The sequence below is a fragment of the Bradyrhizobium sp. 482_C4_N1_8 genome (assembly GCF_052075965.1).
Taxonomy (GTDB): domain Bacteria; phylum Pseudomonadota; class Alphaproteobacteria; order Rhizobiales; family Xanthobacteraceae; genus Bradyrhizobium; species Bradyrhizobium barranii.
Genome location: NZ_CP197231.1, coordinates 4169391 through 4184061, shown reverse-complemented (window position 1 = coordinate 4184061; position 14671 = coordinate 4169391). Strand labels below are relative to the sequence as shown.

Below are 14671 nucleotides of genomic sequence, written 5' to 3'. Positions count from 1 at the left end.
GGATCGGGCGCAAAGGCCCCCCTCAGGCAGTCACGGCAGCTTGCCCGCCGCGATACTCCGCCCATGCTTGCCGCAAGATTTGCAGCGAAGAGGTGAGGAAGATTCCAGCCATTACCGCGGCGACAGCCAGATCGGGCCATGCCGTCGCGGTTCCAAATACACCGATGGCAGCGACCATCACGATGACGTTGCCGATCGCGTCATTGCGCGAGCAGAGCCAAACCGAGCGCACGTTGGCGTCGCCGTCCTTGTAGCGCGCGAGCAGGAGAACCGAGGTCAGGTTCGCTGCCAGCGCGGCCAGGCTCATCGCTCCCATCAGCTCCGCACGCGGGAGCCCCAGGACCAGGGTCTGATAGAGCGTTGACCCGAACACCCAGGCGGCCATGGCACTGAGCGACAACCCCTTGAACAACGCGGCGGTGGCACGCGTCTTGATGCTCGCGCCGATCACCGAAAGGCTCAGGCCGTAGGTGACCGTGTCGGCGAGGAAGTCGAGAGCGTCGGCCTTGAGAGCCTGGGAGCCGGCCAAATGGCCCGCCGCCATTTCACTCACGAACATCGCCGCGTTGATGGCGATGACGGTCCACAGCACGCGCTTGTATCGCGGATCGAGCCCGTCGAAGACCGGAACGCCCGCCGAGCAGCAGTCGGCGCAGCCTGACGCAGCGACTTCCTCCACACGAGGTTTGGCGGCTTCCCCACAGCACGCATCATGCGAGCAGCAAGACTCTTCGGGCATTCCGAGCTCCCTCTCGTCGTTTCTATCTTACCATCGGACCGTAACGATGGCGATGAACGAACGACGCTGCTTGCAATCGCATGGACACATGCGGGTGCGACGTTCAGTTCCGCACACGTAACATTATTGCGGGTCGACACTGTTCCGGTCGCCATGCTACGAACCCGGACGTAACCAGAGTGACTTCGTGACTGCGATCCGCCGCCCGATCAGATTGTTTCGCCTGCGCAACTGGCGCGGGCTGTTGGCTGCGTGTCTCGCAATCAGCTATCTGCTGTCGGGCGTGTTGCATACGTGCCAATGCCTGGACGTGACCAATCCGTTCGGCCAGCTGGAAATCGCTGCGTCGCCGGGACCCCATTCCGGAGATACGGATAGCAAGACGCTGGCAGCCCATCACTGTCATGGCTGTTTCTCGGTGGTCTTCGCACAACTGCTGCTGCCTGACGCAATGTCGGAGTTGGTGGCCGCGTCAAATCCGCCTCGGCTGACTGTGCTTGCAGGCGTCGTGCCTGACACCGACTCTCCGCCCCCCAAACATCTGACCTGAACTGATCAGCCGGGCGCCCGTGCGCCTACGATGCTATTGTTCACAGGTCACCTTCATGTCTTGCAGACGGACTGCCGCGCGCCTTGCCTGCGCGATGGCGATTTTCGTTGGCCCCTGGCTGACGCAGCACGCGCACGCCCAGACGCTTACGATGCGGAGCGCGCTGTCGCGCGCGCTGGCCGCGAGCCCGCGGCTCACCGCAGCAGAACGCGACGTCGGCATCGCCACGGGGCAGCGCATCCAGGCCGGCGCGCTGCTCAATCCGGAACTGTCCTATGAACAGGACAATTCGTTCGGCTCCGGCATCTATCGCGGCACGAGATCGGCCGAGACCACACTCCAGATCAGCCAGGCCTTCGAGCTGTTCGGCAAGCGTGACGCGCGGATCGCCGCAGGCGCCGCCGGCATCGAGGTGGCCGCGATCCAGCGCAAGGCCGTCAGGCTGGAGGTGCTGTCGGAGACTGCGATCGCCTTCCTCAGCGTGCTCGGCGCGCAGCGGCGCATCCAGATCCTCGACGAGCAGATCGCCGCGATCGACCGGCTGACGCCGCTGCTGCGCCGCCGCGTCGAGGCAGGCGCCTCCTCGCCAGCAGAGACCGGCCGCGCCGAGGTCGCGTCCGCCCTGGTGAAGGCCGACCGCGAACGCTTCAAGGCGACGCTGGCGAGCGCCCGGCGCGAGCTTGCGGTGCTGATGGGGGATCCCGCGGTAAAATTCGGCGATGTCTCCGGCCGGCTCGATACCACGGGAAAGACGCCGACGTTCCAGTCGGTCGTGGCCGCCATCGATGCCAATCCGCAGCTGGTGCGCTGGATGGCCGTGTATGCCCAGCGCAACGCCGAGCTGTTGATGGCGCGCTTAAGGCCCTATCCCGACGTGCGGATCGCGGCGGGATGGCGCCATTTCAACGAGACCAATGACGACGCGGTGCGCCTCACCGTCTCGGTGCCGATCCCCGTGTTCGACCAGAACCAGGGCAACATCCTCTCGGCGCAGGAAAGCCTCGCCAAGACCAGGGCCGAGCGCGAGGCCAACCGCAACACGCTGATCGTGGTCGCCGGCCGCGCCTACGACTCGCTCCAGGGCTCGCTGCGTGAGCTCGCGGTGCTGCGCGAGACCGCGATTCCGAAAGCCACGGAAGCCTCGGAGGCGATCGCGCAGGGCTACGGCCAGGGCCGCTTCTCGCTGCTCGAAGTGCTCGACGCTCAGGCGAGCGTCACCCAGGCGCGGCTGCGCGAGCAGGAGGCGCTGCAGAACTTCCATGCCGGCGTTGCGACCATCGAAGGCCTCGTCGGCAATCCCTTTGCGCTGGCCCGGGAGAGCGCGCGATGAAGAAATCCTCCACCATTCTCGTCGCCATCGTGGCCGCAGCACTCGGCGCTTACGGCTATTCCCTGCTCGCCCCTGCCGGGGTCACGCACACCGAGCATGCCGCGGAGAAGAAGCCGGAGAAGCCGAACGACCATGTCGAGCAGGACGAGCACGGCGCCGACCGCATCCGCATCTCCGACGTCAAGCTGGCAGCTGCCGGTATCACGCTGGCGGAGGCCGGGAGTGCGACGCTGACCGATACGCTGTCCTTCAACGGCATCTTGCGCGCCAACCAGGAAGCGGTCGTGCAGGTGACGCCGCGCTTTCCGGGGGTCGCCAAATCGATCCAGAAGCGCATCGGCGACAGGGTCGGCAAGGACGATCTGCTCGCCGCGATCGAGAGCAACCAGAGCCTCACCGTCTACGAGCTCAAGGCGCCGATCGCCGGCACCATCATCGAGCGGCAGATCTCGCTCGGCGAATACGTCTCCGAGCAGAAGCCGGCCTTCGTGGTCGCCGACCTCTCGACGATCTGGGTCGACCTGTCGATCTACCGGCAGGACCTCCGGCGCGTTCGCCTCAATGACGAGGTGCTGATCGATCCCGACGACGGCCGCGGCGAGATCAAGGGCACGATCGCCTACATGGCGCCGATCGGCAGTAGCGAGACCCAGACCGCGCTCGCCCGCGTGGTGCTGCCAAATCCGGACGGGCGCTTGCGTCCCGGCCTGTTCGTCACGGCGCGGCTTGTGCTCGCAAAACGTCACGTCGCCGTGGCGGTACGCACAGGGGCGATCCAGATGCTGGAGAATAAGACGGTCGTGTTCGTCCGCGAAGACGACGACAAGATCGAGGCCCGCCCCGTGGAAACAGGCGATTCCGATGCGAAGTTCGTGGAGATCCGTGCAGGCCTCTCGGCCGGCGAACGCTACGTCGCCGAGAACAGCTTCGTGGTGAAGGCGGAGATGGGCAAGGGAGAGGCCGACCATGATTGACGCCCTCCTCGCCCTCGCCATCCGCCAGCGCTGGATGGTCATCCTCATCACACTCGCGGTCGGCGCCTTCGGCGCCTGGAACTTCACGCGTCTGCCGATCGATGCCGTGCCTGATGTCACGAACGTCCAGGTCCAGATCAACACCCGTGCGCCCGGCCTATCGCCGCTCGAATCCGAGCAGCGGATCACCTTTCCGATCGAGACCGCGATGGGTGGCCTGCCCAAGCTCGAATATACCCGGTCGATCTCGCGCTACGGTCTCAGCCAGGTCACCGTCGTGTTCCAGGACGGCACCGATATCTATTTCGCACGCCAACTCGTCAACGAGCGCATCCAGCAGGCACGCGACCAGTTGCCGGCCGGCGTCGAAGTTGCGATGGGGCCGATCTCGACCGGTCTCGGCGAGATCTACGTCTACTCGGTGGAAGCCAAGCCGGGCGCGAAATCTCCGACCGGCCTCGAATTCACGCCGACGGAATTGCGTACCATCCAGGACTGGATCATCAAGCCGCAATTGCGCACCATCCCTGGCGTGATCGAGGTCAACTCGATCGGCGGCTACGAGCGGCAATTCCACGTGCTGCCGATCCCCGCCCGTCTGATGGCCTACAAGCTCGGTTTCCGCGACATCATGACGGCGCTGACCGCCAACAACGCCAATGTCGGCGCCGGCTATATCGAGCGCAACGGCGAGCAATATCTCGTCCGAGCGCCCGGCCAGGTCGCCAATATCGACGACATCAAGGACATAGTGATCGGCTCGCGTGGCGGGGTGCCGGTACGTATCCGTGACGTCGCCGACGTGCGGGAAGGGCACGAGCTCCGCATGGGCGCGGCGTCAGCCAACGGCAAGGAGACCGTGCTCGGCACCACCATGCTGCTGATCGGCGAGAACAGCCGCACCGTGGCCCAGCGCGTGGCAGCTCGACTCAACGAGATCGCAAAATCGCTGCCTGAGGGCGTGATCGCGCACGCGGTTTACGACCGCACACATCTGGTGGAAGCCACCATCGAGACCGTCGAGAAGAACCTCGTCGAGGGCGCGGCACTGGTGATTGCAGTGCTGTTCCTGATCCTCGGCAACATCCGCGCCGCCCTGATCACCACCTGTGTCATTCCCCTCTCGATGCTGTTTACGATATCAGGCATGGTCGAGAGCAAGGTCAGCGCCAATTTGATGAGCCTGGGCGCGATCGATTTCGGCATCATCGTCGACGGCGCAGTCATCATCGTCGAAAACTGTTTGCGGCTGCTCGCCGTCGAGCAGAGCCGGCGCGGACGGCTGCTGTCGCTGGAGGAACGGCTGGAGACGATTCACGCGGGCGCGCGCGAGGTCATCAAGCCGAGCCTGTTCGGCACGTTGATCATCGCGGTCGTCTATCTCCCGGTCCTCACCCTGACGGGCACCGAGGGCAAGATGTTCACGCCGATGGCGCTGACCGTGCTGATGGCGCTCGCGGGCGCGGCGCTGCTGTCGGTCACGTTCGTCCCGGCTGCGGTGGCGATCTTCGTCACCGGCAAGGTCTCGGAGAAGGAAAACATCTTCATGCGGGCGGCAAAGCGGTTCTATTTGCCGCTGCTCGAGCGTGCCATCCGCTACCGCGGCAGCGTCGCGTTCGGTGCCGTCCTGATCGTCGCCGGCAGCATCTTCGCCGCGACGCGCATGGGTGGCGAGTTCATCCCGAGCCTGGACGAAGGCGACATTACCATCGAGACCATCCGAATTCCCGGCACCAGCCTGACCCAGAGCGCCGACATGCAGATTCGGCTGGAGAAGGCGCTCAAGCAGGTTCCAGAGGTGGCGACGGTCTTCTCCAAGATGGGCACCGCCGAAATCGCCAACGATCCGATGCCTCCGAATGTCGCCGACACCTTCGTGACGCTGAAGCCGCGTGAGGAATGGCCCGATCCCGCCAAGCCGAAGAACGAGGTGATCGAGGACATCGAGCGCACCGCCAACACCCTGCCCGGCACGGCCTATGCGATGACCCAGCCGATCCAGATGCGCTTCAACGAGCTGATCGCCGGTATCCGCAGCGATGTCGGCGTCAAGATCTTCGGCGACGATCTCGACGTGCTGGCCGGCATCGCCCAGCAGGTCAACGGCGTGGTCCGCGGCATCGAGGGTGCCGCCGACGTGAAGACCGAGCAGGTCGCAGGCCTGCCGATCCTCACCGTCAAGCTCGACCGCCAAGCGTTGTCGCGTTACGGACTCAGTCTCAGCGAGGTGCAGAACCTGGTCGAGATCGCGATCGGCGGCAAGCCGGTCGGAAAGCTGTTCGAGGGCGATCGCCGCTTCGACATCGTGGTGCGGCTGCCGGAAAACCTGCGCGCCAACCCCGATACGATCAAATCGCTGCCGATCCCGCTGCCGCCGGGCGACGATGTCCCCGCCGTCACCAAGACCGCCTGGCCGGGTGCATCGGGTTCGACGCCCCGCTACGTGCCCCTGTCCTCGGTTGCGACGATCGAGATCGCGCCCGGCCCCAACCAGATCAGCCGCGAGAACGGCAAGCGCCGCGTGGTGGTGATGGCCAACGTTCGCGGGCGCGACCTGCGCTCCTTCGTCGCCGAGGCCCAAGAGGCCGTGGCCGAGAAGGTCAAGCTGCCGCCCGGCTACTGGATCGGCTGGGGCGGACAGTTCGAGCAGCTGGTTTCCGCCACCAAGCGGCTGACGATCGTGGTGCCGGTGGCGCTGTTGCTGGTGTTCCTGCTGCTGTTCATGGGCATGGGATCGGCGGCGGATGCGGCGCTGGTGTTCTCCGGCGTGCCGCTGGCGCTGACCGGCGGGGTCGCCGCGCTGTTGCTGCGCGGTATTCCCTTATCGATCAGTGCCGGTGTCGGCTTCATCGCGCTGTCGGGCGTCGCCGTTCTCAACGGCCTCGTCATCATCGCCTTCATCGAGCGGCTGCGTAGCGAGGGGCGCCCCGTGGCCGACGCGGTGCGTGAGGGTGCATTGACGCGGCTGCGCCCGGTGCTGATGACCGCCCTGGTCGCCTCCCTCGGCTTCGTGCCGATGGCGCTCGCCACCGGCGCCGGCGCCGAGGTGCAGCGTCCGCTGGCGACCGTGGTGATCGGCGGCATCATCTCCTCGACCGTGCTGACGCTGCTGGTGCTGCCGGCGCTCTATGCGCTGTTCCGGCGTGACGCAGACACCGAAACGCCTACAATGGCGTCTGATTTGGCGGCGTCCGGGGAGCGCTAGATTTGGGCAGCCACGACCATCACGGTCATCACCACCATGATCATGCCGGCCACGGGCATGATCACGGGCATAACCACGGTTCTGGCCACGCGCATGTCCATGCGCCCGCCGATTTCGGCACGGCATTCGCGATCGGCATTTCGCTCAACACCGCGCTGGTCGTGGCCGAGGCGATCTACGGCTATATCGGCAACTCCACCGCCCTGCTAGCCGATGCCGGCCACAATCTCAGCGACGTGCTCGGCCTGGTCGTGGCCTGGTGCGCGTCGATCGCGGCAAGGCGCGCGCCGAGCGGCCGCTTCACCTATGGCTTTCGCGCCTCCACCATCCTGGCAGCGCTGGCAAATGCAGTGTTCCTGCTGGTCGCAACAGGCGCGATCGGCTGGGAGGCGATCTTGCGGCTGCGCGAGCCGGAGCCGGTCGCAGGCGTCACCGTGATGGTGGTCGCCGGTATCGGCATCCTCATCAACGGTTTTACGGCCATGCTGTTCGCGCGCGGACGCAAGGACGACATCAACATCGAAGGCGCCTATCTGCACATGGCGGCCGACGCCGCGGTCTCGCTCGGCGTCGTGATCTCGGCGGCGCTGATCATCTGGACCGGCTGGCTCTGGCTCGATCCCGTCACCAGCCTCGTCATCTGCGCCACCATCCTCTGGAGCACCACCAGCCTGCTGCGCGGCTCCATTGACATGTCGATGGCGGCGGCGCCCAAGGGCACCGACATCGCCGCGATCAAGATCTTTCTGCTGGAGCGGCCCGGCGTCTCGGGAATCCACGACCTCCACGTCTGGCCGATCTCGACCACCGAGACGGCACTGACCTGCCATCTCGTCATGCCCACCGGGGCCGGCGATGCATTCCTGATGGAGACGGCGCAGATGCTGAGGGCGTCGTTCCGCATCGGCCACGCCACGCTCCAGATCGAGACGCATCCCGACAACGGCTGCGCGCTCGCGCCGGATGATGTGGTTTAGGACTCACAGGCCCAACCACGTCGTCATTGCGAGGAGCGAAGCGACGAAGCTAATCCAGGCTGTCTCCGCGGAGGCAGTCTGGATTGCTTCGCTACGCTCGCAATGACGGTGGGTAGAGCGCCGCCTACGCTGCCTTGGCCGTGACGATCCAGATCGCGCCCTGCAGCGCCACGCTTTGTCCCTTCATGAACGGCGCCAGCATCTCGCGGATTGAGGCTTTTGCGGCAGCATACGTCTCCGGCGGATGGCCCTGGAGCGCGCGGCTGGCCGGGCCGATCTGGAGCGAGCCCTCGACCGCGGCATCGAGACCACCGCCGATGGCGACATCCATCGCGAGATTGTGCGGCGCCATCGCCACGTCTACGAAGCCCGCGCCCTTCAGGATGCGCGTCACGCGCTCCTCTGAGGCGAAGGCGAACGGGCCCGGCTCTTCCGGCCCGACCGGTGGCATCTTCGGGACATGTTTGTAGACCGCCATCAGCGGCGCCATCATCCACGGATTTTCCTTCGGCTCGCGCCAGCAGGCGAAGGCGAGCCGTCCGGTCGGCTTCAGCGCGCGGCGGAGGTTGGTGAAGGACGCAATGGGATCGGCGAAGAACATCACGCCGAAGCGCGAGGCGAGCAGGTCAAAGCTCGCCGGCTCGAACGGATGCACCGTCGCATCCGCCAGCACGAAATCGAGCGGCAGGCCTTTTGGCGCAAACGCGCGCGCCTGCGACAGCATGGGATCGGAGACGTCGAGGCCGAGCGCGAAGCCATCGGGCGCGACAGCCTTCGCGAACGCGAACGTCGTCGCACCGGAGCCGCAGCCGACATCGAGCACGCGCTCGCCCGGCTTCGGCCTGGCGCGATCGATCAGCACGTCGGCGATGGGGCCGAGCAGGCTCTCCTGGGCCGCGTGCCGATCGGCCCAGCGCTGCCCGCTCGGACCGTTCCAATAGGCGATCTGGTCGGCATTCTCTGCGTGTCCGCTTGGCTGTTCCATGGATCCCCTCCGGCAGCTTGGTCGAAAGACCCCGATGCCGAAAAGCAAGGACGCCGTCAACTGAGGCGGCCTGTTCGGTCCACCTGTCAGCGAGACGTTCTTGCGTTCACGCCGCACGACACGGCGTCAGAGGTTGACGGACCGCCGAGGTCTTCAACTGCCGACCTGCGCTATGCCGGATCATTCGGCCGCGAGCGAAACTCCGGTTCGCTTGGCGAGGACGCGGCGAAAGTCGGCTGCCAGCTCGTCGTAATAGTTGGCAAGCTCCTCGTAGAAGGCCCGACCGGCCTCATCAGGAGCTTCTTGAGCCGCTTTCATGCAGTGGGCGGCTTTCGACTCGTACCTTTCCAGCTTGATGCGAAGATCACTCATCACGGCGATACTCCACGCTGCCACAGGGAGCCGTAACGTTGGTTCGGATGGCGATCAAAAAGATGACCGAAAAAGGGCAATTTTGGACCCTTGGAGGGCGGCTCGTGGGCGTCCGATGCCAGGCGCAACGAGGCAGGACAGCCGCCAGCGGCCAAATCGGCGCGCCGTCAGCCGGAACTACCAAATTGGAATGATCGAGCCGCGGCGGCTCATGCGTCGCGCTTCGCGCAAACACGCCCGGCAACAATGTCGGTAGATGAGGTCCAGCAGAGCACACATTGGCCACCCCTCCATCGTGAATTGCGGTGGACATTGGCCGACTCGCGGGCGGACGCCTGTGACAATCATCACAAAGGCGGTCTTGCTCGAGCCCTGTTTGCGATGCGTTCGGGCCTTGCTCGAACACCCGCGGGAGGGCTAAAGAGGCGCCTTGGGGCGGTTAGCTCAGCTGGTTAGAGCATCTCGTTTACACCGAGAGGGTCCGCGGTTCGAATCCGTGACCGCCCACCAGCCTGCGCTCGCGCAGCGACGCAGGCTGCCACGCCGAATCCCAACGGGCGAAGTCGGGCTTTTTGCGGCGAGCTTCGGCTTGGCAAGCCAGCCTTAATCCCCCGGCCTCCCCGGCAGCAGCGGCACCGCGTCGATCCACACCGCCGCCGACTGGCACCAGATCTGCCTGATGGGCCGCAATTTGTCGCGCTGGCGGATTGAGCCCCAGCGGATGCCCCAATCGTCGGCCTGATCACCCTCGCCGCTGGTGAACAGCGGGGAACCGCAGTCGGCGCAGAAGTGCTGGAAACGCATCCGGCCGTTGTCGCCGCGCTTGCCGTAGACTTTTGGCGTGCCGCTGGTCACGCGCACGTCGGCCTTGGTGCAGATCGCGGTCACCCGGAACGGCGATCCCGTCAGGGTCTGGCAATCCCGGCAATGGCAGACCGACACCGCCTCGGGGTCGACCTCGGCCTCAAAGGTGATCTGCCCGCAATGGCACTGCCCGTCGATCTGCATCGCCCTGATCCCCTGCCCCCAAAACAAAAACGGCGCCCGAAGGCGCCGTTTTATCATCTTTCGCTGAACCTTAGTGAGCGGTCAGTCCGCCGGCGGCCTCGTCCCCGTCCGGCTTCACCGTCACCTTGGTGTCCTCTTCCCAGACGATCGGCACCGGCTTCTTCACCAGCGCCCTGGCGACGACGTCGTCCAGACGCGACACCGGGATGATCTCCATGCCGCCCTTGATCGCATCGGAAATCTCCGTGAGATCCTTGGCGTTGTCCTCGGGGATCAGCACCATCTTGATGCCGCCGCGGGCAGCAGCCAGCAGCTTCTCCTTCAGGCCGCCGATCGGCAGCACACGGCCGCGCAGCGTGATCTCGCCGGTCATCGCGACATCGTGGCGGACCGGAATGCCGGTCATGACCGAGATGATCGCGGTGGCCATTGCCACGCCCGCCGACGGACCGTCCTTCGGCGTCGCGCCTTCCGGCACGTGCACGTGGATGTCGCGCCGGTCGAACAGCGGCGGCTCGATGCCGTAGACGATCGCACGCGAGCGCACGTAGGACGCCGCCGCCGAGATCGATTCCTTCATCACGTCGCGCAGATTGCCCGTGACCGTCATCTTGCCCTTGCCGGGCATCATGACGCCTTCGATGGTCAAGAGCTCACCGCCGACATCGGTCCATGCAAGGCCCGTGACGATACCGACCTGCGGCTCGCTCTCGATCTCGCCGTAGCGGTACTTCGGCACGCCCAGAAGCTCTTCCAGAGTCTTCTCGGTGACCTTGACCGACTTCTTCTTGGAGATCATCAGCTCCTTCACCGCCTTGCGGGCGAGTGTGGAGAGCTCACGCTCCAGATTACGCACGCCCGCTTCGCGGGTGTAGCGGCGGATCAACAGCAGCAGCGCGTCGTCGTCGATCGAGAACTCCTTGGAGTCCAGGCCGTGCTTGGACACCGCGTTCGGGATCAGATGCTTGCGCGCGATCTCGACCTTCTCGTTCTCGGTGTAGCCCGCGATCCGGATGATCTCCATGCGGTCCATCAGCGGCCCCGGAATATTGAGCGTATTCGCGGTCGTGATGAACATCACATTGGACAGATCGTAGTCGACCTCGAGGTAGTGGTCGTTGAAGGTCCCATTCTGCTCGGGGTCGAGGACCTCGAGCAGCGCCGAAGACGGATCGCCGCGGAAATCGGCGCCCATCTTGTCGATCTCGTCCAGCAGGAACAGCGGATTGGACGACTTCGCCTTCCGCATCGACTGGATGATCTTGCCGGGCATCGAACCGATATAGGTGCGGCGATGACCGCGGATCTCGGCCTCGTCGCGCACGCCGCCGAGCGAGACGCGCACGAACTCACGTCCGGTCGCCTTCGCGATCGACTTGCCGAGCGAGGTCTTGCCGACGCCGGGCGGTCCGACGAGGCAGAGGATCGGTCCGGTCAGCTTGTTGGCGCGCGACTGCACCGCGAGATACTCGACGATACGGTCCTTGACCTTCTCCAGCCCGTAGTGATCGGCATCCAGAACCGCCTGCGCCGATTCCAGATCCTTCTTCACCTTGGACTTCTTGTTCCACGGGATCGACAGCAGCCAATCCAGATAGTTGCGCACGACGGTCGCTTCCGCGGACATCGGCGACATCTGGCGCAGCTTCTTCAACTCATGCTGCGCCTTCTCGCGCGCTTCCTTGGAGAGCTTGGTCTTGGAGATCTTCTCTTCGAGATCGGCGAGTTCGTCGCGACCGTCGTCGTCGCCGAGCTCCTTCTGGATCGCCTTCATCTGCTCGTTGAGATAATACTCGCGCTGGGTCTTCTCCATCTGGCGCTTGACGCGCGAGCGGATGCGCTTCTCGACCTGCAGCACCGAGATCTCGCTCTCCATCAGGCCCAGCACCTTCTCGAGGCGCGTGGTGACCGACAGCGTCTCCAGGATTTGCTGGCGATCCGCAATCTTGACGGCGAGATGCGAGGCAACGGTGTCGGCGAGCTTGGCGAAATCGGTGATCGCCTGCACGACCCCGACGACCTCGGCCGAGATCTTCTTGTTGAGCTTCACATAGCTTTCGAAATCGGACACGACCGAGCGCGACAGTGCCTCCGCCTCGACCGACTTCGCATCGGTGTCGGCGAGCGCAATCGCGGTCGCTTCGTAGTACTCGCTGCGATCGGTGTATTTCTGCACGCGCGCACGCTCGAGCCCTTCGACCAGCACCTTCACGGTGCCGTCGGGAAGCTTCAAGAGCTGAAGCACGCTGGCGAGCGTACCGGTCTCGTAAATGGCATCGGGCGCCGGATCATCGTCGGACGCGTTCTTCTGCGTCGCGAGCATGATCAGCGCGTCGTTCTTCATCACCTCTTCGAGCGCGCGGATCGACTTCTCGCGACCGACGAAGAGCGGAACGATCATGTGCGGGAAGACGACGATGTCGCGCAGCGGCAGCACGGGATAGGCGTGCGTTTCGCCATGGACGATGGTTGGCCGGGGTTTTGGATTAGTCATGGCCTTTTCCTTTTGCTTTGCCCCCTTGCACGCAGCCCGCCATGCTCATGCGCAACCGCCACAAGGTGCCGAGGTGATCCAGAAAACCGGCCTACCATTCGAAGGTTGGACCGGGCTTGCCGGATCGGAACTGAGGCGAATCTTGAAGAGAATTCTCGCTCGCCGCCGACATTAGGTGGCTATCGACCGGGGGGGTGTCAAGTCATTGAAAGACGCGCGCCATCAGGCGCTTACGCACGCGTATAAGCGACGCAACATCGGCTGCGGAGAACCATTCCGCAGCCGCTACTATCAAAGACGATTGGAGCGTTCCAGCGCCGAAAATCAGGCGCTGGCGTTCTCGACGGCGCGATCGGACCGATCGGCGTAGATGTAGAGCGGACGGGCCGTACCTTCCACGACTTCGCGCGAAATCACGACTTCTTCCACACCTTCCAGGCCCGGCAGGTCGAACATGGTCTCGAGCAGGATCGCCTCGAGGATCGAACGCAGACCACGCGCGCCGGTCTTGCGCTCGATCGCCTTGCGGGCGACCGCGCCAAGCGCCTCGTCGGCGAAGGTCAGCTCGATGTTCTCCATCTCGAACAGCCGCTGGTACTGTTTCACCAGCGCGTTCTTCGGCTCGGTGAGGATCTTCTTCAGCGAGGTCTCGTCCAGATCCTCGAGCGTCGCCACGACCGGCAGACGGCCGACGAATTCGGGGATGAGACCGTACTTCAGGAGGTCCTCAGGCTCGACGTGGCGGAAGATCTCGCCGGTACGGCGATCCTCCGGCGCGAGCACCTGGGCGGCGAAGCCGATCGAGGTCGACCGCCCGCGCGCCGAGATGATCTTCTCGAGGCCGGCGAACGCACCGCCGCAGATGAACAGGATGTTGGTGGTATCCACCTGCAGGAACTCCTGCTGCGGATGCTTGCGGCCGCCCTGCGGCGGGACCGAAGCCACCGTGCCCTCCATGATCTTCAGCAGCGCCTGCTGCACGCCCTCACCCGACACGTCGCGCGTGATCGAGGGATTGTCAGACTTGCGGCTAATCTTGTCGATTTCGTCGATGTAGACGATGCCGCGCTGGGCGCGCTCGACATTGTAGTCGGCGGCCTGGAGCAGCTTCAGGATGATGTTCTCGACGTCCTCACCGACATAGCCGGCTTCGGTCAGCGTCGTTGCGTCGGCCATCGTGAACGGCACGTCCAGGATGCGGGCGAGCGTCTGCGCGAGCAGCGTCTTGCCCGAACCGGTCGGACCGATCAGCAGGATGTTCGACTTCGCGAGCTCGACGTCGTTGTGCTTGGTCTGGTGGTTGAGGCGCTTGTAGTGATTGTGCACCGCGACCGACAGGACCTTCTTCGCATGGCTCTGGCCGATGACGTAATCGTCCAGGACCTTGCAGATTTCCTTCGGCGTCGGAATGCCGTCGCGCGACTTCACGAGCGAGGATTTGTTCTCCTCGCGGATGATGTCCATGCAGAGCTCAACGCACTCGTCGCAGATGAAGACCGTGGGACCCGCGATCAGTTTGCGGACTTCGTGCTGGCTCTTGCCGCAGAACGAGCAATACAGCGTGTTCTTGGAGTCGCTCGTGCCGACCTTACTCATTCATGTCTCCGTCCGCGGTTCGATCCCGCTCCGCTCGATCGCTCCATTCCGGCACGCATGCCGTATGAAGTTCAAATAGAGCAAATTCCGTACCAAAAAAGACCCTACGCGTTACATCCCGTGCGAATCACGGTCACTCGATTCTCCGCGATCATAGCCGATCAATCGTAGCCAACCATGCTGTCACCCGACTATCAAGAATTCGCTAATCGAGGGGGCGCTGGCTACCCGTGACAATACCGTGATTTCACGTCTTGGCACGGACGAAGTGATCGAAATCGCCCCGGAGTTGCTGGATTGCCACGAAAAACAAGCACGAAAGCGGAACTTTCTGCCTGTCGCGGGGCGCAAGACTGTTTTTTGCGCCGCCGCGTAGTGCGCCGTTAACGTGAACGTCGCCCTGACGATCCCGAGAAATCCCCATAGGTATTCCAGGGATCG

11 protein-coding genes and 1 tRNA gene are annotated in these 14671 nt (G+C 64.4%); 6 read left to right on the top strand and 6 right to left on the bottom strand.

Translation table 11 applies throughout. The features are described 5' to 3' along the window. Positions 1 to 22 precede the first annotated feature (22 nt). Complete coding sequence (locus AB7Z56_RS19945; protein WP_259257325.1) at positions 23 to 739, bottom strand: cation transporter; 717 nt, start codon at positions 737 to 739, stop codon at positions 23 to 25. Between the two features lie 187 nt (positions 740 to 926). Between AB7Z56_RS19945 and AB7Z56_RS19940 the strand changes: the two genes are divergently transcribed. From AB7Z56_RS19940 to AB7Z56_RS19920, 5 genes are read left to right on the top strand one after another with little or no spacing between them, the layout of a single operon-like run. Continuing rightward, a complete protein-coding gene (locus tag AB7Z56_RS19940) occupies positions 927 to 1289 on the top strand; it encodes a hypothetical protein (RefSeq protein WP_354112918.1) in 363 nt (120 codons plus the stop codon). A gap of 55 nt (positions 1290 to 1344) precedes the next feature. After that, the gene (gene ihpA, locus AB7Z56_RS19935; protein WP_354112919.1) at positions 1345 to 2619 is read left to right on the top strand and encodes a divalent metal ion exporter subunit IhpA; all 1275 of its coding nucleotides are present in this window, start codon (positions 1345 to 1347) and stop codon (positions 2617 to 2619) included. Continuing rightward, a complete protein-coding gene (gene ihpB, locus AB7Z56_RS19930) occupies positions 2616 to 3593 on the top strand; it encodes a divalent metal ion exporter adaptor subunit IhpB (RefSeq protein WP_354112920.1) in 978 nt (325 codons plus the stop codon). The genes ihpA and ihpB overlap by 4 nt, the downstream gene beginning before the upstream one ends. Continuing rightward, entirely contained in the window at positions 3586 to 6798 is a 3213-nt protein-coding gene (locus tag AB7Z56_RS19925) for an efflux RND transporter permease subunit (RefSeq protein WP_354112921.1), read from the top strand. Before ihpB ends, AB7Z56_RS19925 begins: the two co-directional genes overlap by 8 nt. A 2-nt stretch (positions 6799 to 6800) precedes the next feature. Next, positions 6801 to 7775: a cation diffusion facilitator family transporter gene (locus tag AB7Z56_RS19920; RefSeq protein ID WP_354112922.1), complete on the top strand. Its 975-nt coding sequence runs from the start codon at positions 6801 to 6803 to the stop codon at positions 7773 to 7775. 124 nt (positions 7776 to 7899) lie between these two features. On the opposite strand, the gene AB7Z56_RS19915 is transcribed toward AB7Z56_RS19920, so the two are convergent. Both AB7Z56_RS19915 and AB7Z56_RS19910 read right to left on the bottom strand, forming a co-directional pair. Then, on the bottom strand, positions 7900 to 8760 hold the full coding sequence (locus AB7Z56_RS19915; RefSeq protein WP_354112923.1) for a class I SAM-dependent methyltransferase: 861 nt from the start codon (positions 8758 to 8760) through the stop codon (positions 7900 to 7902). Positions 8761 to 8940: 180 nt separating this feature from the next. After that, the gene (locus AB7Z56_RS19910; protein ID WP_014494837.1) at positions 8941 to 9132 is read right to left on the bottom strand and encodes a hypothetical protein; all 192 of its coding nucleotides are present in this window, start codon (positions 9130 to 9132) and stop codon (positions 8941 to 8943) included. Positions 9133 to 9565: 433 nt separating this feature from the next. Here AB7Z56_RS19910 and AB7Z56_RS19905 point away from each other — a divergent pair. Continuing rightward, positions 9566 to 9642, top strand: a tRNA-Val gene (locus AB7Z56_RS19905). A gap of 93 nt (positions 9643 to 9735) precedes the next feature. Here AB7Z56_RS19905 and AB7Z56_RS19900 read toward each other — a convergent pair. The 3 genes from AB7Z56_RS19900 to clpX form a co-directional block, all read right to left on the bottom strand. Next, positions 9736 to 10140 (bottom strand): GFA family protein, encoded by a 405-nt coding sequence (locus AB7Z56_RS19900; protein WP_354112924.1) that lies wholly within the window; start codon positions 10138 to 10140, stop codon positions 9736 to 9738. 70 nt (positions 10141 to 10210) lie between these two features. Next, positions 10211 to 12634 carry an endopeptidase La gene (lon, locus tag AB7Z56_RS19895; protein WP_441256403.1) on the bottom strand — a complete coding sequence of 808 codons (2424 nt, stop codon included), beginning with the start codon at positions 12632 to 12634 and terminating at the stop codon, positions 10211 to 10213. A 324-nt stretch (positions 12635 to 12958) separates the two neighbouring features. After that, positions 12959 to 14230 carry an ATP-dependent Clp protease ATP-binding subunit ClpX gene (gene clpX / locus AB7Z56_RS19890; protein ID WP_014494834.1) on the bottom strand — a complete coding sequence of 424 codons (1272 nt, stop codon included), beginning with the start codon at positions 14228 to 14230 and terminating at the stop codon, positions 12959 to 12961. Positions 14231 to 14671: the final 441 nt, after the last annotated feature.